Annotated in this window: 15 protein-coding genes; 8 read left to right on the plus strand and 7 right to left on the minus strand. The window is 54.7% G+C overall.

The window, feature by feature from the left end; genetic code table 11:
- Nucleotides 1–48: 48 nt before the first annotated feature.
- Nucleotides 49–2,427, minus strand: coding sequence for a phosphoenolpyruvate synthase (gene ppsA / locus ABRZ26_RS04675; RefSeq protein ID WP_319603100.1), 2,379 nt, complete (start codon nucleotides 2,425–2,427; stop codon nucleotides 49–51).
- 305 nt (nucleotides 2,428–2,732) lie between these two features.
- On the opposite strand from ppsA, the gene ppsR reads away from it, so the two are divergent.
- Nucleotides 2,733–3,554 (plus strand): posphoenolpyruvate synthetase regulatory kinase/phosphorylase PpsR, encoded by an 822-nt coding sequence (gene ppsR / locus ABRZ26_RS04680; protein ID WP_319603101.1) that lies wholly within the window; start codon nucleotides 2,733–2,735, stop codon nucleotides 3,552–3,554.
- A gap of 170 nt (nucleotides 3,555–3,724) precedes the next feature.
- Complete coding sequence (locus ABRZ26_RS04685; RefSeq protein ID WP_319603102.1) at nucleotides 3,725–4,771, plus strand: 3-deoxy-7-phosphoheptulonate synthase; 1,047 nt, start codon at nucleotides 3,725–3,727, stop codon at nucleotides 4,769–4,771.
- Nucleotides 4,772–4,888: 117 nt separating this feature from the next.
- Here the strand turns inward: ABRZ26_RS04685 and ABRZ26_RS04690 are convergent, their stop codons facing one another.
- Entirely contained in the window at nucleotides 4,889–5,599 is a 711-nt protein-coding gene (locus ABRZ26_RS04690) for a GntR family transcriptional regulator (protein ID WP_319603103.1), read from the minus strand.
- Between the two features lie 303 nt (nucleotides 5,600–5,902).
- On the opposite strand from ABRZ26_RS04690, the gene ABRZ26_RS04695 reads away from it, so the two are divergent.
- The 6 genes from ABRZ26_RS04695 (at nucleotide 5,903) to ABRZ26_RS04720 (ending at nucleotide 12,666) form a co-directional block, all read left to right on the plus strand.
- Nucleotides 5,903–7,486 (plus strand): alpha-glucoside-specific PTS transporter subunit IIBC, encoded by a 1,584-nt coding sequence (locus ABRZ26_RS04695; RefSeq protein ID WP_319603104.1) that lies wholly within the window; start codon nucleotides 5,903–5,905, stop codon nucleotides 7,484–7,486.
- Nucleotides 7,483–8,805: a 6-phospho-alpha-glucosidase gene (locus ABRZ26_RS04700; RefSeq protein ID WP_319603105.1), complete on the plus strand. Its 1,323-nt coding sequence runs from the start codon at nucleotides 7,483–7,485 to the stop codon at nucleotides 8,803–8,805. The genes ABRZ26_RS04695 and ABRZ26_RS04700 overlap by 4 nt, the downstream gene beginning before the upstream one ends.
- 202 nt (nucleotides 8,806–9,007) lie before the next feature.
- Complete coding sequence (locus ABRZ26_RS04705) at nucleotides 9,008–10,060, plus strand: hemin-degrading factor (RefSeq protein WP_319603106.1); 1,053 nt, start codon at nucleotides 9,008–9,010, stop codon at nucleotides 10,058–10,060.
- Nucleotides 10,057–10,875 (plus strand): heme/hemin ABC transporter substrate-binding protein, encoded by an 819-nt coding sequence (locus tag ABRZ26_RS04710; protein ID WP_319603107.1) that lies wholly within the window; start codon nucleotides 10,057–10,059, stop codon nucleotides 10,873–10,875. The genes ABRZ26_RS04705 and ABRZ26_RS04710 overlap by 4 nt, the downstream gene beginning before the upstream one ends.
- On the plus strand, nucleotides 10,872–11,876 hold the full coding sequence (locus tag ABRZ26_RS04715; RefSeq protein ID WP_319603108.1) for a FecCD family ABC transporter permease: 1,005 nt from the start codon (nucleotides 10,872–10,874) through the stop codon (nucleotides 11,874–11,876). Before ABRZ26_RS04710 ends, ABRZ26_RS04715 begins: the two co-directional genes overlap by 4 nt.
- A complete protein-coding gene (locus tag ABRZ26_RS04720; protein ID WP_319603109.1) occupies nucleotides 11,869–12,666 on the plus strand; it encodes a heme ABC transporter ATP-binding protein in 798 nt (265 codons plus the stop codon). The genes ABRZ26_RS04715 and ABRZ26_RS04720 overlap by 8 nt, the downstream gene beginning before the upstream one ends.
- 6 nt (nucleotides 12,667–12,672) lie before the next feature.
- Here ABRZ26_RS04720 and ABRZ26_RS04725 read toward each other — a convergent pair whose 3' ends face one another.
- From ABRZ26_RS04725 to ABRZ26_RS04745, 5 genes are all read right to left on the minus strand, one after another.
- A complete protein-coding gene (locus tag ABRZ26_RS04725) occupies nucleotides 12,673–14,124 on the minus strand; it encodes a protein adenylyltransferase SelO (RefSeq protein ID WP_319603110.1) in 1,452 nt (483 codons plus the stop codon).
- Nucleotides 14,125–14,236: 112 nt separating this feature from the next.
- A complete protein-coding gene (locus ABRZ26_RS04730) occupies nucleotides 14,237–14,971 on the minus strand; it encodes an EAL domain-containing protein (RefSeq protein WP_319603111.1) in 735 nt (244 codons plus the stop codon).
- A gap of 308 nt (nucleotides 14,972–15,279) precedes the next feature.
- Entirely contained in the window at nucleotides 15,280–16,155 is an 876-nt protein-coding gene (araC, locus tag ABRZ26_RS04735; RefSeq protein ID WP_319603112.1) for an arabinose operon transcriptional regulator AraC, read from the minus strand.
- 31 nt (nucleotides 16,156–16,186) lie between these two features.
- Entirely contained in the window at nucleotides 16,187–18,202 is a 2,016-nt protein-coding gene (locus ABRZ26_RS04740; RefSeq protein WP_319603113.1) for a beta-galactosidase, read from the minus strand.
- A gap of 14 nt (nucleotides 18,203–18,216) precedes the next feature.
- Nucleotides 18,217–19,449: an oligosaccharide MFS transporter gene (locus ABRZ26_RS04745; protein ID WP_319603114.1), complete on the minus strand. Its 1,233-nt coding sequence runs from the start codon at nucleotides 19,447–19,449 to the stop codon at nucleotides 18,217–18,219.
- Nucleotides 19,450–19,654: the final 205 nt, after the last annotated feature.

Consider the following 19,654-nt stretch of genomic DNA (forward strand, 5'->3'; position numbering starts at 1 on the left):
TGCGGGGATGACGGTGTCGGCTGCGGGGATAACGATGGAAATGTGAGGCTACTGATGTTCAGCCAGATTCAACCAGGTTTGCACCACGGTATCCGGATTGAGCGACAAACTATCAATCCCCTGCTCCATCAGCCAGAGCGCGAAATCCTCATGGTCCGACGGCCCCTGACCGCAGATGCCGACGTATTTCCCCTGTTTTTTGGCGGCCTTGATCGCCATAGAGAGTAATGCTTTCACGGCATCATTGCGCTCATCGAACAGTTCGGAAACCACGCCGGAATCCCGATCCAGCCCCAACGCCAACTGCGTCATATCATTCGAGCCGATGGAGAAACCGTCGAAGTACGCCAAAAACTCCTCCGCCAGCAGGGCATTCGAAGGGATCTCGCACATCATGATGATTTTCAGGCCGTCTTCGCCGCGCCGCAGCCCCTGACGAGCCAGCTCATCAATCACCGCCTTCGCCTGCGCGACGGTACGAACGAACGGGATCATAATCTCGACATTCTTCAGTCCCATGTCGTTACGAACACGTTTAATCGCCTCGCACTCCAAAGCGAAACACGCTTTAAAGTCCGGGGAGACGTAACGCCCCGCGCCGCGGAAGCCCAGCATCGGATTTTCTTCATCCGGTTCGTAACGCTCGCCGCCCACCAGATTGGCGTACTCATTGGATTTAAAATCGGATAAGCGGACAATGACCCGCTTGGGTGAGAAAGCCGCCCCCAGCGTGGCGATGCCTTCCGTCAATCTGCCGATATAGAACTCGACCGGATCGTCATACCCTTGCATCAACGCCTTGATTTCGCGCTGTAGCGCCGGCGTTTGCTGCTCAAACTCCAGCAACGCGCGCGGATGAACGCCGATCATGCGGTTGATGATAAACTCCAACCGGGCCAGTCCGACGCCATCGTTCGGCAGGCAGGCGAAATCGAAAGCGCGATCGGGATTGCCGACATTCATCATGATCTTCAGCGGCAACCCCGGCATGGCGTCAATCTGCGAGCTTTTTACCGTGAAATCCAGCAGGTCATGATAGACGTAGCCGGTGTCGCCTTCGGCGCAGGATACCGTCACCTTCTGTCCGTTATGCAGACGTTCCGTGGCATCGCCGCAGCCGACCACGGCGGGGATGCCCAACTCGCGGGCGATAATCGCCGCGTGACAGGTGCGGCCGCCGCGATTCGTCACGATGGCGGCCGCTTTTTTCATGATCGGCTCCCAGTCAGGGTCAGTCATGTCGGTCACCAGCACGTCGCCCGCGTTAATCAGGTGCATTTCGCTGATATCCTGAATCACTTTCACTTCGCCCGCGCCGATACGATGACCGATGGATCGGCCTTCAACCAGCACTTCTCCGCGCGACGGCAGATGATAGCGCTCCATAACCTGACCGTTGGAGCGAACGGTTTCCGGACGCGCCTGCACGATGTACAGTTTGCCGTTGTGGCCGTCTTTCGCCCATTCGATATCCATCGGCCGGCCGTAGTGTTTTTCAATCAGCAGCGCCTGACGAGCCAGCGCCTGCACTTCATCATCGCTCAGGCTGAAACGCGCGCGCTGCTCTTCCGGCACATCCTCAATCTGAACCTGCTTACCGTGCTCCTGGCTGGCCGCGTACACCATGCGGATTTTTTTGGATCCCATATTGCGACGCACGATCGCCGGCTTATCGGCGAGCAAGGTGGGTTTGTGTACATAAAACTCGTCGGGGTTTACCGCGCCCTGCACCACCATCTCGCCCAACCCGTACGCCGAGGTAATGAACACCACCTGATCAAAACCGGATTCCGTATCGATGGTAAACATCACGCCGGCCGCCGCCAGATCGGAACGCACCATGCGCTGCACCCCGGCCGACAACGCGACGCCGCGGTGGTCGTATCCCTGATGGACGCGATAGGAAATGGCGCGATCGTTGAATAGGGAGGCAAACACGTGTTTCACCGCCACCATCACCGCCTCGATGCCCTGAACATTCAGGAAAGTTTCCTGTTGCCCGGCAAACGACGCATCCGGCATATCTTCGGCGGTAGCGGAAGAGCGCACGGCGAAGGAGGCATCTTTCTCGCCGTCGGCCAGTTGTTGATACGCTTCGCGGATCGCCTGTTCCAGCGCGGGCTGGAAGGGGGTATCGATAATCCACTGGCGGATTTGCGCCCCGGCTTGCGCCAGTTGGTTCACATCATCAATATCGGTGCGATCCAACAAATCATAGATACGCTGGTTGATACCGCTTTGATTAAGAAAATCATTAAACGCCTGTGCCGTTGTCGCAAAACCATTCGGTACCGCTACGCCCAGTTCCGACAGGTTGGTGATCATCTCGCCCAGAGAGGCGTTTTTGCCTCCCACCCGTTCAACGTCGTGCATACCAAGCTGGTTATACCAGAGGACATTACGCAAATCAGAGCCGTTATTGGACATCGAAAAAAATCCTTTCTGCATACAAGATACAAGTAGGGTATGGAAATAGCCGGTTGAGAATTCATCTCAACATAATCAGCGTAGCATAGCGTTTTATAAAGTATGGAAAGGTGAATCGATCAACCTATGAAAAAAAACTCATTTCACCGGGCAAAATCGATAAATGCGGTAAAAATAAAATATTGCGGAAGATTATTATCGTTATCATATTGATAATGAAATCGCGTTTTAATAAAAGTATTCATTAAATCCATTTTTTGATGAAGTTAATGCATTTTTGCTGAAAAAAACGATAAGGGGCGGATGTGGAAAGAAGCGTATTTTATGTCTCGGATGGGACGGCAATCACGGCTGAAGTGCTGGGCCACGCGGTGCTGTCGCAATTTCCTGTCAGCACGGTGAGCTATACCCTGCCCTTCGTCGAAAATGAAGCGCGCGCCAAAGCCGTCTGCGAGCAAATCAATACCGCCTACCGGCACAGCGGACTGCGACCGCTGGTTTTTTATTCCATCGTGACGCCAACCGTGCGCGATATCATCATCAGCAGCGAGGGATTTTGTCAGGATATCGTGCAGGCGCTGGTGGCGCCGTTACAGCAGGAGCTCAACATTTCCCCCGCGCCGATCGCCAATCGCACGCACGGGCTGACCGCCAACAATCTGGGTAAATATGACGCGCGTATTGCCGCCATCGACTATACGCTGGCGCACGACGACGGCATTTCGCTGCGTAATCTCGATCAGGCTCAGGTCATCCTGCTTGGCGTTTCGCGCTGCGGCAAAACCCCGACCAGCCTCTATCTGGCGATGCAATTCGGGATTCGCGCCGCCAACTACCCCTTCATCGCGGACGATATGGATAACCTGCGTTTGCCTGACGCGTTAAAACCTTTCCAGCACAAGTTATTCGGGCTGACCATTGATGCGGAACGGCTGGCCGCCATCCGCGAAGAGCGCAGGGGGAATAGCCGCTATGCGTCTCTGCGCCAATGCCGTATGGAACTGAACGAGGTTGAAGCGCTGTTCCGTAAACACCAGATCAAATACATCAACACCACCAACTACTCGGTGGAGGAGATCTCCGCCAAGATCATTGACATTCTCGGCATGAGTCGACGCATGTACTAGTACATGATAGATTTTTTAACGCCGGACGATTGAAATACGCCGGGTTTGGTTTATGGTAATCGCCATCACTTCCCGGCAATTCGCCGTTGCGAAGAAAATCCTTTGGCTGAGGAACATTCTCCGACAGAGATAGAGAGGCGTTCTTAGCCGACAGCACTCAGAGACACATTATGCATCAAACAGATGAACTGCGAAGTACGCGCATCGACAGCCTGGCCGCCCCCCAAACGCTGATGGACGAATTACCGGTTTCACCCGCCGTTGCCGCGACGGTGACGGCGTCACGAAAAAATTGCGAACAGATTCTTAGCGGCCAAAACCGCCGTCTGTTGGTGGTTATCGGCCCCTGCTCCCTCCACGACACAGCCGCTGCGATCGAGTATGCCGATCGTTTGGCGGCATTGCGCACTCAGTATCGGGAACGGTTGGAAATCGTTATGCGCGCCTATTTTGAAAAGCCGCGCACCGTCGTGGGCTGGAAGGGGTTGATTTCGGATCCGCGACTGGATGGCTCGTACCGGGTAAATGAGGGACTGGCGCTGGCGCGTCGTTTACTGCTGGACATCAATAGCACTGGCTTACCCACCGCCACGGAATTTCTGGATATGGTGGTCGGTCAGTACATCGCCGACCTGATTAGCTGGGGAGCCATCGGCGCGCGCACCACCGAAAGCCAGATCCATCGTGAAATGGCGTCGGCGCTCTCCTGCCCGGTCGGTTTTAAAAACGGGACGGACGGCAACACGCACATCGCCATCGACGCCATTCGCGCCGCCCGCGCGCAGCACATGTTTCTCTCCCCCGATAAACAGGGACGCATGACGGTTTATCAAACGCACGGCAACCCGTTCGGCCATATTATTATGCGCGGCGGCAAGCAGCCGAACTATTATGCCGACGATATTGCCGCGGCCTGCGCGCAGTTGCGCGAACACCACTTGCCTGAACGGCTGGTGGTCGATTTCAGCCATGGTAACTGTCAGAAACAGCACCGCCGCCAACTGGACGTCGCTGATGATATCTGCCGGCAAATACGCGCGGGGTCATCGGCCATTGCCGGCGTGATGGTGGAAAGTTTTCTGCTGGAAGGCAATCAGCCGGCGCGCAACCCGCAAACGCTGACCTATGGGCAGTCAATCACCGATCCCTGCCTGGGCTGGCAGGACACGGAAAACCTGCTCGCCCGCCTGGTCGACGCGGTCGATAGCCGCTTCTGAGCGGCCAGCCTTCGCAGGTTAAACATGAGATAGCGGCAAAACGGCTATCTCATGTTTGCCGCAGCCCGCGCGACATTGAGCATCTGCCATCCCGCCATCCGCGTAAGCCGCGATCGTCTATAACGTGAGTTTATTGCGCTGCATATAAAAGCTCACCTGATAGTCATGGGCATTGATCATGATGGAAAAATCAATATATTCCCCCCCGGACGTCTTCGCCAGCGATGTCATCTGCAACAGCGGCGTGCCTTCATTCACCTTCAATAAGCCGGCAACGACGCTATCCGCCAGTATCGGGGAAAAGATCTCATAACAGCCGGCAATCTCGACGTGCTTTTCATCTTCGATGTAGGCGAACTTCGAGCCCTGCAAATGCTGAATGGAGAGATCGGGAAAAGGCGCGATGGGCAGATAACTGTCTTCCAGCATGCAGGCTTTGCCATCCACGTAGCGTATACGGCGGGCGAAGTAAATTCTTTCGTCGGCGCGCAGCCGCAGTTGGCGGGCAATCGCCGGCGGCGCGGGAATGGTTCGAAAATCAATCACCTCATTGTTGGACGTGCGGCCAATCAGACGCATATGCTCGGCGAAACTGTTCAACGCATGCCCCTCGTGCTGAACATCCTTCTGCAAGATATAGGTTCCGCTGCCGTGGCGGCGTTGCAGCAATCCCTCCTTAATCAACTGCTCTATGGCGCGGCGGATGGTCATGCGCGAAACGGAAAATTCCGCCACCAGACTTTTTTCTGCCGGCAGGGCTTCGCCAATGCGAAATTCGGCCGAATTGATACGCGAACGGATCTGTTCCGCGATAGATTTGTAGATCACTTTCAGACCTCCCGCACGGCGTAAATCCGTCTCATTTCCACCCCCGCGTCGTTTGAATTTCATTATTTATCATCATATTACCGTGATTCCTGCCCGACGGCGGCGACCGCCTGCGCCAGGATGTCTGTGAAAAGCCCAAAAGGTATACCTCTTTAGCGATCGCTAAATCATGATTCACTTCACACATCTCAGGTTAAATGACGACCTGCCTTATTCAATTTTTATATTCTCGCTGCACAAGAAAATATTAGACGTACAAAAAAAAAGCCTCTCCCTACAAAATTTAAAATGAAGGAAAACACGATGCTAAGTCAAATCCAACGATTTGGTGGAGCGATGTTTACTCCCGTACTGTTATTCCCATTCTCAGGAATTATCGTCGGCATCGCAATTATGCTGACCAATCCCATGTTTGTCGGCGAATTAGCGAATCCGGATAGTTTATTTTTTCAGATTATTAATATTATTGAAGAAGGCGGCTGGACCCTATTTCGCAATATGCCGTTAGTCTTCGCCGTCAGCCTGCCGATAGGCCTGGCGCATCAGGCGCCGGCTCGGGCCTGCCTGGCCTCACTGGTGTCTTACCTGACGTTCAATTACCTTATTCAGGCTATGGCGACGCAATGGGGCGGATATTTTAATGTTGATTTCACCGCCGATGCCGGGGGCGTAAGCGGATTAGCCATAATTGCCGGAATAAAAACGCTGGATACCAGTATTATTGGCGCCATTGCGATTGCCGGTTTGGTTACCGCGATTCATAACCGTTTTTACGATAAAACCTTGCCGGTTTATATTGGTATATTTCAGGGAACGGCCTATGTCGTTATCATCAGCTTTTTCATTATGCTGCCCGCCGCCTGGTTAACGCTGCTTATTTGGCCGAAAATTCAAATGGGCATTTCTTCGCTGCAAGATTTAATGTTGGCATCCGGCGCATTAGGCGTATGGATCTATACCTTTTTGGAACGCATTCTGATCCCAACGGGTTTGCACCATTTTATTTACGGACCGTTCATCTTCGGCCCGGTTGCGGTGGAAGGCGGGATTCAGGTGAACTGGATTGAGAATATTCAGGCCTTCAGCCAGTCAACCCTGCCGTTAAAAGAGCTGTTTCCCCAGGGCGGTTTCGCGCTGTTCGGCAATACCAAAATGTTCGGCTCCATCGGTATTGCCGCCGCCATGTACGCCACCGCCAACACGGAAAATAAACGCAAGGTGGCCGGCCTGCTCATCCCGGCCGTGATGACCGCGGTGCTGGTGGGAATAACCGAACCGCTGGAGTTTACCTTCCTGTTCATCGCGCCATTCCTGTTCGCCGTTCACGCCCTGCTGTCCGCCACCATGGCGACGGTGATGTACGCGCTGGGCGTGGTCGGCAACATGGGCGGCGGGCTGATTGAAATCGCCACGCAAAACTGGATGCCGATGTTTCACCACCACGCGATGAACATGGTGATCCAGATCGGCGTCGGCACCGCGTTTTCATTCATCTACTTCTTTGTTTTCCGCGCCCTGATTTTACGCTTCGACGTCAAAACGCCGGGCCGGGAAAACAGCGAGATCAGGCTGTACACCAAAACAGACCTGCGCGGCAAGCCAGCCGAGCAGCCGACAGGCCAGTTGGAACAGGCTCAGGCCTATCTGGATGCGCTGGGCGGCACGGCGAATATAGTCAACCTGACTAACTGCGCCACACGTTTACGTATCACGCTCGCCGATCCGGCGCTGATGCAGCCGGACGACATATTCCGTCAGCTCGGCGCTCACGGCGTGGTGCATAACGACAACGCGATTCAAATCATCGTCGGCCTGTCGGTTCCGCAGGTTCGCGATCGTCTGGAAAATTTGATGCAACACTCACGCTACACGGAGATTCACCCATGAAAAAATTCTCAATCGTCATTGCCGGCGGCGGCAGCACCTTCACCCCGGGAATCGTTCTGATGCTGTTACAAAACCGCGATCGTTTCCCGATCGGCACGCTGAAGTTTTATGACAACGACAGCGCAAGGCAGGAAACCATCGCCGAGGCTTGTAAAATCCTGCTGAAGGAGCAGGCGCCGGAAATCGCGTTCAGCTATACCACCGACCCGGAAGAGGCGTTCACCGACGTGGACTTTGTCATGGCGCATATCCGCGTCGGGAAATATCCGATGCGCGAACTGGATGAAAAAATTCCGTTGCGCCACGGCGTGGTGGGGCAGGAAACCTGCGGCCCCGGCGGCATCGCTTACGGCATGCGCTCTATCGGCGGGGTGCTGGAACTGGTGGATTTTATGGAGCGATATTCGCCGCAGGCCTGGATGCTGAACTATTCCAACCCGGCGGCGATTGTCGCGGAAGCCACGCGTAAATTGCGCCCGCAGGCAAAAATTCTCAATATCTGCGATATGCCTATCGGTATCGAAGGACGGATGGCGGAAATCATCGGCCTGAAATCACGCAAAGAGATGAAAGTCCGCTACTACGGGCTGAACCACTTTGGCTGGTGGACCTCGATTCAGGACAAAGACGGCAACGAACTGCTGCCGACCATTCGTGAACACGTGGCGAAATACGGCTATATTCCGCAAACGAACGAGACCAACGTCGAACCGAGCTGGAATGATACCTTCGCCAAGGCCAAAGACGTGTGCGCGCTCGACCCGCAAACGCTGCCGAATACTTACCTGAAATACTATTTCTTCCCGGACTATGTGGTGGCGCATTCCAACCCGGAATATACCCGCGCCAATGAGGTGATGGCCGGTCGCGAGAAACACGTATTCGGTTCCTGTCACGCCATTATCAACGCCAAATCCGGCGCGGCCGGCGATCTGGAAATCGATGAACATGCGTCCTATATCGTCGACCTGGCGCGGGCCATCGCCTTTAATACGCAGGAAAGGATGTTGCTGATCGTAGAAAACAACGGCGCAATCAATAACTTTGATGACGATGCGATGGTGGAAATTCCCTGTCTGGTGGGCAGTCATGGGCCGGAACCGTTGCAGGTCGGCAATATTCCGACCTTCCAGAAAGGCTTGATGAGTCAGCAGGTGGCGGTGGAAAAACTGGTGGTTGAGGCCTGGGTGGAGGGCTCCTACCAGAAACTGTGGCAAGCCATCAGCCTGTCGAAAACCGTGCCCAGCGCCAGCGTGGCGAAAGCCATTCTTGATGATTTGATCGAGGCGAACCGCGACTACTGGCCTGAATTGAAATAATCGCCGCATCCCTCCTCTGCCTTGTCTTCGGGCCGCCATGATTGATGGCGACCCGAAGACAGTATCGCTTCCCCGCCGCGCCCGTGGCGCCTGGCCAATGGATTAAGAAAATTTCACTTGATGTAACTTTTTTGTTACATGAAAATGATTCTCATTAGATTCTGGCTAGGCTGTGACGATGACAAAGAATAAGGAAGCGACAATGCAGACTGCAATATATCAACAATACCTTCAGGCGAAAATCGCGCACCCGCGTAAATATGCCCGCGATCTGGCCGACCTGCTCGGCATTAGCGAGGCCGAATTGACGCACGCGCGCGTTGGCCACGATGCCCGCCGCCTTCAGGGCGATGCCAAAAGCTGGCTGACCGCCCTGGAACAGGTGGGCAATACCAAGTCCATCACCCGCAATCACTATGCCGTTCACGAGCACGTCGGTTACTACCGCAACCAGCACCTGGATGGCCATGCCGGTTTGATTCTCAATCCGCGCGAGCTGGATCTGCGCCTGTTCCTGCATCAATGGGCGTCCGCCTTCTCGCTGGTGGAAAGCACGCCGCGCGGCGAACGCCAGAGCATTCAGTTTTTCGACCATCAGGGCGATGCCATTCTGAAGGTGTATGCGACCGACGCCACCGATATGCCGGCCTGGCAACAGGTCGTCGCCCAATTCGCCGACAGCGAAAATCCGGCGTTGTCCCTGCGCCCGCAAGCCGCCGCGCTCGCCGAAACCGCAGAGGCGGAACATAACCCCGCGCTGGAAGCGGAATGGCGCGCCATGACCGATGTTCATCAGTTTTTCATTCTGCTAAAGCGTCACAACCTCACCCGTCAGCAGGCATTCCGCGCCGTCAGCGACGATCTGGCCTATCAGGTCGATAACGCGGCGCTGTCACAGATTCTGTTCGCCGCCAAAGACACGCAAAACGAAATCATGGTATTCGTCGGCAACCGCGGCTGCGTGCAGATTTTTACCGGTCAGATCGAACGCGTGGAACGCATAGCGCAGCATGCCGAATGGATCAATATTTTTAATCCGGACTTTACGCTGCATCTGATTGAAAACGCCATCGCCGAAAGCTGGGTCACGCGCAAACCGACGGCCGACGGCATCGTCACCAGTCTGGAACTGTACGCCGCGGACGGTACGCAAATTGCGCAGCTATTCGGCCAACGCACCGAAGGCACGCCTGAACAACAGCAGTGGCGCGACCAGATCGGCGCGCTGAAACCGCTTAAGGATCTTGCCGCATGAAAAACTGGCTCATTCCATTAGTGTTGGTTCTGCCGTTGGGCGTTTCGGCCGCGGAGCGCATTGTCTCCATCGGCGGTGACGTCACGGAAATCATCTATGCATTGGGCGCGGAGAAAGATCTGGTGGCCAGAGACAGCACCAGTCTTCATCCCGACGCCGCGACCAAACTGCCCGACGTGGGTTACATGCGCCAGCTCAATGCCGAAGGCATCCTGGCGATGAAACCTTCGCTGGTGATCGCCAGCGACCTGTCGCAACCGTCGCTGGTATTGCAACAGGTCGCGGACAGCGGCACCAAAGTTATCAACGTGCCGGCCAAACCGACGCCGGAAACCGTCGCGCAAAAGATCGGCGTGATTTCTCAGGCGCTGCATAAAGAAGCGGAAGGCAAGAAACTGACGGAAACCTACCAGCAACAGTTAGCCGGCGTCGCCGGCTCGCCGTTGCCGGTGAAGGCGCTGTTCGTACTCAGCCACGGCGGTATGACCGCAATGGCCGCCGGCAAGCATACCCCGGCAGATACCATCCTCCGCCGGGTCGGCCTGACTAACGCCATGCAGGATATTGAGCGCTATCAGCCCTTGTCGCAGGAAGGGGTGGTCGCCAGCGCGCCGGATCTGGTGCTGATCTCCACTCAGGGACTAAAGAGCCTGGGCGGCGAAGCGCAAATCTGGCAATTGCCGGGCCTGGCGTTGACCCCGGCGGGGAAAAACCAGCGCCTGCTGGTGGTTGATGATATGGCGATGCTCGGCTTTACGCTGGAGACGCCGGCCCTGATGGCCGCCATCCGTCAGGCCGCAGAACAAATAAAATGACGCGACGGTTTCATCCACGCTATGTACTGATCGCCCTGCTGTTGTTGCTATTGGCGCTGATATTATGCGCGGCCAATCTCGGCGCGCTCGCCCTGTCGTTCAAAACGCTGTGGCAGACGCCGTTTACCGATCCGCTGTGGCATATCTGGTTGAATATCCGCCTGCCCCGCGTACTGCTGGCCGTACTGGTCGGCAGCGCGCTGGCCTGTTCCGGCGCCATCATGCAGGGATTATTCCGCAACCCGTTGGCCGATCCCGGCCTGTTGGGGATCAGCAGCGGCGGCGCGCTTTGCGTGGCGCTGACGATTGTGCTGCCGCTCGGCCTGCCCCCGCTGCTATCGCTCTATAGCCCGATGCTGGCGGCTTTTGTCGGCAGTCTGGCGATTACCGCGGTGATTTTTATGCTGAGTCGCGCCGAACAAGGGGGATTGACCCGGCTGCTATTGGCGGGCATTGCGCTTAACGCCCTGTGCATGGCCGCTGTCGGCGTGCTGACCTACGTCAGCACCGACCAGCAACTGCGTCAGTTTTCCCTCTGGGGTATGGGAAGCTTAGGTCAGGCGCAGTGGCCGATGCTGATCGGCGCCGCCACGCTGGCGCTGCCGGCGATTATCGTGACCTTGTATCAGGCCCGTCGTTTGAATCTGCTGCAACTGGGCGACGAAGAGGCCCACTATCTGGGGGTCAACGTCAAGCGCACCAAACACACCCTTTTGCTGCTCAGCGCGCTGCTGGTGGGCGTCGCCGTCGCCGTCAGCGGCGTAATCGGTTTTATCGGACTGGTGATCCCCCATTTGATCCGTATGCATCTGGGAGCCGACCACCGCTTGCTTATTCCCGGCGCGGCGCTGGGCGGCGCCTGTCTGCTGTTGGTCGCCGATACGCTGGCGCGCACGCTGTTATCGCCGGCCGAGATGCCCGTCGGGCTGTTGACCAGCTTGATCGGCGGTCCCTATTTCTTATGGCTGATCGTGCAGCATAAAGGACGTGGAAATGAGTAACGCCGTTGCGAATAACGCGCTGGTGGCCCGCAACCTGCGTTTCTACACCGGCGGACGCGACCTGACGCAGGATGTCTCGCTGGAGGTGCATTGCGGCGAGATCGTGGCGATTATCGGCCCCAACGGCGCGGGAAAATCCACGCTGTTGCGCCTGCTGACCGGCTACCTGACGCCGAATCAGGGAGAATGCCGGTTGGCCGGTAAGCCATTCGCCCAATGGGCGCCGACCGCGCTGGCGAAAACGCGGGCGGTGATGCGTCAGCACAGCGGACTGGCTTTCGCTTTCAGCGTGCAGGAGGTTGTGGCGATGGGCCGCGCCCCTTATGGACGCGACCGGCAAAACGACGACATCGTCCGGCAGGTGATGGCGCAAACCGGCTGTTCAGATCTGGCGCAGCGCGATTATCGGCACCTCTCCGGCGGCGAACAGCAGCGCGTGCAGTTAGCCCGCGTGCTGGCCCAGCTCTGGCATCCGCAGCCGACGCCGGGATGGCTGTTTCTCGACGAACCCACCTCGGCGCTGGATCTCTATCATCAGCAGCATTTGTTGCGGCTGCTGAAACAACTGACCCGCCAGCAGCCGCTGGCCGTGTGTTGCGTCCTGCACGATCTCAATCTGGCCGCCCTGTATGCCGACCGGATTTTGCTGTTGCACGCCGGAAAACTGGTGGCGCAAGGCACGCCGGAACAGGTGTTGCAGGCGGATCTACTTACCCGCTGGTATCAGGCCGACCTGAGCGTCGGCCCGCATCCCGAATACCCGATTCCGCAGGTCTATCTGCGTCGCTGAAACGCTTCAACTGGAGCAGGATACGGTCAGATGCTTGCCCCATTCCGGCGGCAGCGCCGCCAGATCCTCCCTCTCCGGCTGGTCGGCGTAAGGCTGGCAAAGCGTCTGATGCAGCCGGCTCAATGCCCCGATATCATCCTTTTCCGCCTGCTCGATGACCTGCTGCGCCAGATAGTTGCGCAGCACATATTTCGGATTGACCGCGTTCATGTACCGCCGACGTTCGGCATCGTCCTGCGGTTCCTGCAACAGACGTCGACGATAGGCGTTAAACCAGCGGTCGAATGCCGGTCGATCGATAAACTCATCGCGCAGCGGGCTAACGGGGTCGTTTTTCTCGACCGCGGACAACAGGCGAAACGTTCGGGTATAGTCGCGGCGCTCCCGCCGCATCAGGTCTAACAGACCGACCAGAATATCGTTATCGGCGGCGTCGGCGGTGAACAGCCCCAGCCTGGCGCGCATCAGCTCGCCGAATTGCCGCATCAGCGCCGGCTCATAGCGGGCCAACGCGCTCTCCAGCTCATCCGTGGTCATCAGTCCCGACAGCGACTGCGCCAGACGATGTAAATTCCACAGCCCGACCGCGGGTTGGTTATCAAAGGCGTAACGCCCCTGATGATCGGAATGATTACAGATGTAGTCCGGCTGATAATCATCCATAAAACCGAACGGCCCGTAATCAATGGTTAACCCGAGAATCGACATATTGTCGGTATTCATCACGCCGTGCGAAAAACCGACGGCCTGCCAGCGGGCGATCAGCCGCGCGGTTCGTTCAACCACATCGCCGAACCACAGCGTGTAGCGCCGCTCCTCATCCTGCCACTGAGGCCAGTGACGGGCGATGACGAAATCCGCCAATTGACGCACCTTTTCCGGCTCTCGGCGATAATAAAAATGTTCAAAGTGGCCGAACCGCACATGGCTTTCCGCCACGCGCAGCAACATTGCGCCGGGTTCTTCCCGTTCGCGCCGGATCAGTTGCTCGCTGGTGACCACCGTCAACGCCCGCGTCGTCGGGATGCCCAGATGATGCATCGCCTCGGAAGCCAGAAACTCGCGGATCGCCGAGCGCAGCACCGCCCGCCCGTCGCCCATGCGGGAATATGGCGTCAGGCCCGCGCCTTTAAGATGCCAATCCATTCTGCGGCCGTCCGCCAACTGCTGCTCGCCCAGCAGAATGCCGCGGCCATCGCCCAGTTGTCCGGCCCACGAGCCGAACTGATGGCCGCTGTAGACCTGCGCCAACGGCGCCATGCCGGGCAGCAGCGCTTCGCCGCGCCAAACCGCGTCATGCGGGCGCGTAAACCACGCGGGCGACAGACCGAGCTCATCCGCCAGCCCCTGACTGTGATAAAGCAGGCGCGCGCCCTGAAGCGGCGTCGGTTTCAGCTCGGTATAAAAACCCGGCAACTGTTGATGGTAGTGATTGATGAACGATAGTTTCTGCGGCATGTTGTCTCCCCTGTAAGGGAAAGTGTAGAACGGCTGCCATAAAACTAACACGGAGCGAGTATGGGGGTATTACGCCGTAGACCGGCAAACGGGAAGGAAAGGGAAAGAATCGTTATCTTATATCCCATAAAAAATCGGTTTGTATTTCCAGTTCATCAAAATGAACCGCCGGACAAAGCCCGCCTTGCAACGCATCGATATTTAGCTTTCTGGCTTTTTCCAGATGTTCAAGGGTATCGATGCCTTTTGCGATAATCCTGACGCCTTGATAATTATTCCTGATAACACGCAACAGCGGATCCATAATCGAGCTTTGCGTCGGTCGGGATAAAAGATACCAGACCAGATTCTGATCCATCTTCACCGCGCTGATGCATCCGTCATTCAACGGCTTCAGATTCACTTTTCCCGAACCAAAATTATCCAGCCATAAGTTAAACGACTCGCTCAGTTTAAGAATACGTTCGTTTCCTCTGCCCTGGGATAAGTTTGGAAAGAGTTCATTAATCTCCAATTCAATGAAAAGCAGACTTTTAATTTCATTATATAATGATGTCGATTCCAGTAAAAAATCCGCTATTTCATGATCGACTTTCAGCAGCAGACGCACATCGTTTTGGGTAAACCAGGGGGCATTTCGCTTAATGAAATCGACCTGCTCCCTAATTAAATCATGCTGTTGAGTTTTTGTTAACATACTGAAAATGATATCCGGTAAAATACTCGCATTGCCAAACAAACTATTAAAGCGGATTATCATTTCAGCAGCCAATAACTTCCCTTCCATGCTATAAACTGGCCAGAAAACAGAATCACTCACATAGTCCACATCTAACCGAATAAGCATGTTATATCATCTACTTCAGGTGATAATTAATCACCATTTGCTTGTGTTTTATACTAAATACGTAAAAAACAATCCGTATCCAGCGCTGTTTTCCAAACGCCATCCGCTATCCTGGTCAGAGGGTCAGATTAATCACTAATGGCAGGCTGTATAAAGCGATCGGATTGCAGCCCATAAAAAAGCACGCTACTAGCTTTATTTATAGAGCAGAACACTGCATTTTTCATATGAACACAATAAGAATAGGCCGATTCGGATATTGGCGGGCGCTTTCAGATAAAAAACGGCGTCGGAACAAGAAAACATTATCAAATCGTATTCTTTCTCTCGTAGCACTTTTTATACTCACGAGGGCTGATGCCGTAATGATGGCGGAATAGCCGAGAAAAATAGCGCGAGTCCGGATAACCGACCGCCTGCGCGATCTGCGCGATGGGCAAAGAGGTGCTTTGCAGCAGGCTTCTTGCCCGGCTGATACGCTGTTTCTCGCGCCAGGCGAAAACCGTCTGATTCATCTCTCGCTTAAATAGATGGGCCACGCGCGAAGGGGAAAGGAAGATCTGTCTGGCCAGCGTCTCTATATTGATATCCTCGGCGATATGCTGATCAATGTACTTGCATAGCGCATTAATGCGCGGATCCAAGGCGTGGCGGTTGCTGATTGGTTGAGCCTGGAAACAGGTTAAAATCACCCTTTCGAGCGCGTTCATGGCCATCGCCTCCGCCAGCGGTTCGGTGGCGGCATGGTGATGAATCACTTCAGAGAACAGGGATTGCATATTCTCGATGGCAGCGGGCGCGTCAAGCCGCATTTTGCCGATTTCCTTGTCGGTGACGTCCCAGCGCAGCCAATCCACCCAGTAGGGCCTGGGGATAAAATAAATCCACAAATGATCCCAGAATTCACTGCTCTCCGCGCGCCCATAGTGATGCGGCACGCCCGGCGGAAAAAGCACCAGTTCGTTTTCCTGACAATGAATATCGTGCTCCCCGGCCTTCACCCGCCCTTCCCCTCGCAGCGTCAGGTTGATGATGTAGCCTTTCATTCCTTGTGGACGGTTGATGTAATAATCCAGTTTACTGCCTCGCGAAATCGGGGTGAAGCCGGCGACCAGATAGGCATTGAAGGTGAAACTTTTTATCAGCGGCGAAAAGTTCACCATCTCATCGGAATTAAACGCCATTGTCCTCTCTCTCCGGTGCCGGAAGGATAAATCAATCATCCTGCAATATGCGTAATCCCCAGGGTTCCAGCGTCACTTCCGACGCCGCAGGCAACGCCTGGTCGTTTATCAGGCAATGAGACGGAACCGGGATTCGGATGGGATGCGCCGTTGCCGAGTAGTTAAACATAAAGCGAATGGTGTTCCCCGCCCGATTTTTTCCGCGGCGCACGATCAGCGGAAAAACGCTATCCGCCGTGCGCGACGCCAACTGACAATCCCGGCATAAATAATTGAATAATTTGCTGATAAAAGATTTCTGCGGCAGAAACCCCACATACATCGCCCGCCCGTCGCCGTAATCCGTTTCAGTTACGGCGGCATATTTTTGCCAGACCGGATGTTGATATTTAGCGACGACGCGCGTTCCCTCGCCATCCGGCGTTAACAGTTCCATCCATAATTCAGCGGGTTCATCCGCCAGAGCGGCGACGTCCTCAACCAGCGACTCGATGGCGACCGACTCCGGTAAGACAAATTGGCTATAGGAGACCCCGCAACTCTGACTCAAGATGCCGGGTTGTTTTGCGCTGCGCACTTTCACATTTTCGTCGCAAAAACCTGATTTAAAACCGATCAGCGCGCGACCGCCGTTTTCGATATAGCGGTTGATGCGGGCCAGCAGCGCATCGTCGGCCGCATACAACGCCGGGATGATGATGGCCTGATATTGGTGACAGCCATCATCGACGTCATTGATGATATCCAGCGCAATGTTGTGGTCGTACAACGCGTCATAAAAGCGCCGCACAATATCGTTATAGACATTGCCTTGCGTTTCTCCGGGCTTAAACCAGTTCAGCGCTTCCATCGCTTCATTGTTCACCAGCAGCGCGACGTCATGCTGAAAAGCCAGATCGGCCAGCGCATCGGAAAGGCGGGCAAAATCAGCGCCGATAGTCTGCGCTTCACGATAAGTCGCGTTAGGCAGGAAATCGTGACTCAACAAGCCTTTCCAATAGGTTTCAAACGCGTTATGGATCGAGTGCCAGTGCCAGTACGACACCATTTTAGCGCCGTGGGCGACATGGCTGAAAGCCTGAAGACGCAACTGTCCCGGATAAGGCGTCCACTGCGCAAACCCCTGCGCCTGCGTTTCCAGCACAAAATAGTTAGCGCCCTGTTTCAGATTGCGGGCGATATCGCCGCCAAACGCGATCTCCCGCCCGGTGAGATGATCCTGTGAGGGGTGATAAATATCTACGCCGGCGACCGTCAGCGCTTGCGCGGCGGCGAAATGGTTCACGCGCGGCTGTACGCCGTAAGAGTGACCGCGCCACTCAAAATCGAAATTATGGGTAATAAACTGATCGTCCCGGACATATTCAGCGACGAGACCGGCCTGCCACATCAGATATTCAGTCACCATCTGGCGCTGAAATTTGGCGAACGCGCTGCCCAGGCTGGCATTAATGGTGCTCTCCACCGGGGGAAAATCGTCCCAGTCGTCAATCCGGTTGCTCCAGTAATCCAGTCCGAAATCACGGTTCATCCGCCTGATATCCGGGTAACGGGACTTCAGCGCATCAACAAAACGCCGCTGCATATCCGGCCCGACGTTATCGTAATGCTTGGTTTCGTTATCCAGTTGATAGCCAATGACGGCCGGGTGACGGGATACATGCGTCATCAGTACGCGAATGATATTTTCGGCATAATGCAGAAACGTCGGATTTACAATATCCATGATCTGACGGCGGCCGTATTTTTCCCGCCCCTGCGCCGTCGTCACCATCACCTCCGGGTGTTTTCTCGCCAGCCAGCCGGGAATGGCGTAGGTCGGCGTACCGATAATGACGGCTATCCCGGCGGCATGCATGGCATCCAGCACGCGGTCCAAATGGGTGAAATTATACTCGCCCTCCTGCGGCTCCAGCGTACTCCAGGTCGATTCAGCGATACGAACCACATTAATGCCCGCGGACAACATCAATTCAATATCTTCTCCCAGCCTGTCCGCCGGCATATATTCATCATAATAAGCGACGCCATAATATAAATCAGTCATTGTATCTCCCAGATTTATTTTTCCAACACGGTGCGATTGAGTAATACACGAGATGAGTCAAGTGTAATAAATGAAATAACGGTAAAGAATAATGCAATACTTCCCAGCACCAGATAACTTTCAACAAATCCCATATGTTGGTACATATAGCCAATTCCGCCGGACAGGAAAATGGTGCTAAAACTTTTTGAGAACTGGAATCCAATTAAATAAACCGTTGCCGACAGCCACGGATTAAAATTAGCAGCGATATATTTTAAGCCGGCGACTAAGAGAATTGAACTTTCAAAACCATGAAGCATCTTGATGGCGCTGATTGAAATCGGTCCGACGGCCCAGGCCGAACCAATAATACGGAAGCTCATGATTAACCCGCAATACAACAGGGCATTCTTCGGTCCGATTTTATTGACAAACCAGGGCGCCATAAACATGACCGCCGCATCCAGAAATATTTGCGCCGTCGTCAGATAACCAAATACTTCCGCGCCGCGCGCTTTACTGGCAAAGAAATGGCTATAATAAATGGCGAATTGCTGATCATAAGTTTCATAGATCGCCCCCACGCCCACCATATACATGGCAAAGAACCAGAACTTCTTCAATTTTATCAGGCTTCGCACATCGGCCAAGGAGATAGGTGCCGTTTTAGGCAAACGTTCCTTTGACGCCGTCGCGGAGCCGGGATGCGTTTTCCACACGATAAACAACAAGGCGATCCCCGCCAGACTGGCCAGCCAGAAAATATAATCCTGATTGATGCCGTAAAGTTTGCCGGCGACGAAAGTGCCGATCGCCGCCCCAATCCCCCCGAACATGCGCGCCCGGCCGAATTCAAATCCCGACAGGCGGCTGACTTTATCGATATAGGCTTCACACACGCCGCAGCCCGCGCCAAATGCCATGCCGATATAAAATCCGCCAGCCAGCGCCCCCAGAATAACATTGAATCGCAATAGCGGCGCGAATACATAGATCCAGTACGGCGCAAAGAGCGTAATAATAATGGCCAGCATCCACATAAGGTGTTTTCTGAAAATCAACTTATCGGAAATAAAGCCAAATAGAGGCTGTACGCAAACGGAAAAAATAGCGGTAAAAGAATAAACCAGGCCGACGTCCGCATAATCAATGCCGATGGTTTCCGTCAGCCATAATGAAAGATAGGGATAACAACATCCCCAGCCGATAAAGAAGAAGAGAAAGAACAGACAGCACATTAAGTAGTTTTTTTCTGTATGAGACATATACCTTGCCCCGCTGAAAGTTGATATTCATGCATTTCCATGAGGCAACTAACTTAACGCCAAATTTATATCTCGATCAGGAATGTCCTGCTGTCAAAGGGTAGAAATCTGCTGCGCGAATGCTATTTGTGAGCAACTTCACGCATCGGCTTTATTGCGTGCCGATACGCGATAACGTGATGAAATAATAGGGGAAGACCGGATC

It is taken from the genome of Brenneria sp. L4-2C, assembly GCF_040240335.1.
Taxonomy (GTDB): domain Bacteria; phylum Pseudomonadota; class Gammaproteobacteria; order Enterobacterales; family Enterobacteriaceae; genus Brenneria.

What these genes read in the sequence shown, in the direction of transcription:
- ABRZ26_RS04720 (WP_319603109.1), top strand. Translation starts at nt 11,869, where the DNA reads ATGAGTAACGCCGTTGCGAATAACGCGCTGGTGGCCCGCAACCTGCGT.
- ABRZ26_RS04740 (WP_319603113.1), bottom strand. Translation starts at nt 18,202, where the DNA reads ATGACTGATTTATATTATGGCGTCGCTTATTATGATGAATATATGCCG.
- ABRZ26_RS04700 (WP_319603105.1), top strand. Translation starts at nt 7,483, where the DNA reads ATGAAAAAATTCTCAATCGTCATTGCCGGCGGCGGCAGCACCTTCACC.
- ABRZ26_RS04695 (WP_319603104.1), top strand. Translation starts at nt 5,903, where the DNA reads ATGCTAAGTCAAATCCAACGATTTGGTGGAGCGATGTTTACTCCCGTA.
- araC (WP_319603112.1), bottom strand. Translation starts at nt 16,155, where the DNA reads ATGGCGTTTAATTCCGATGAGATGGTGAACTTTTCGCCGCTGATAAAA.
- ABRZ26_RS04685 (WP_319603102.1), top strand. Translation starts at nt 3,725, where the DNA reads ATGCATCAAACAGATGAACTGCGAAGTACGCGCATCGACAGCCTGGCC.
- ABRZ26_RS04715 (WP_319603108.1), top strand. Translation starts at nt 10,872, where the DNA reads ATGACGCGACGGTTTCATCCACGCTATGTACTGATCGCCCTGCTGTTG.
- ABRZ26_RS04710 (WP_319603107.1), top strand. Translation starts at nt 10,057, where the DNA reads ATGAAAAACTGGCTCATTCCATTAGTGTTGGTTCTGCCGTTGGGCGTT.
- ABRZ26_RS04745 (WP_319603114.1), bottom strand. Translation starts at nt 19,449, where the DNA reads ATGTCTCATACAGAAAAAAACTACTTAATGTGCTGTCTGTTCTTTCTC.
- ABRZ26_RS04705 (WP_319603106.1), top strand. Translation starts at nt 9,008, where the DNA reads ATGCAGACTGCAATATATCAACAATACCTTCAGGCGAAAATCGCGCAC.
- ABRZ26_RS04725 (WP_319603110.1), bottom strand. Translation starts at nt 14,124, where the DNA reads ATGCCGCAGAAACTATCGTTCATCAATCACTACCATCAACAGTTGCCG.
- ppsA (WP_319603100.1), bottom strand. Translation starts at nt 2,427, where the DNA reads ATGTCCAATAACGGCTCTGATTTGCGTAATGTCCTCTGGTATAACCAG.
- ABRZ26_RS04730 (WP_319603111.1), bottom strand. Translation starts at nt 14,971, where the DNA reads ATGCTTATTCGGTTAGATGTGGACTATGTGAGTGATTCTGTTTTCTGG.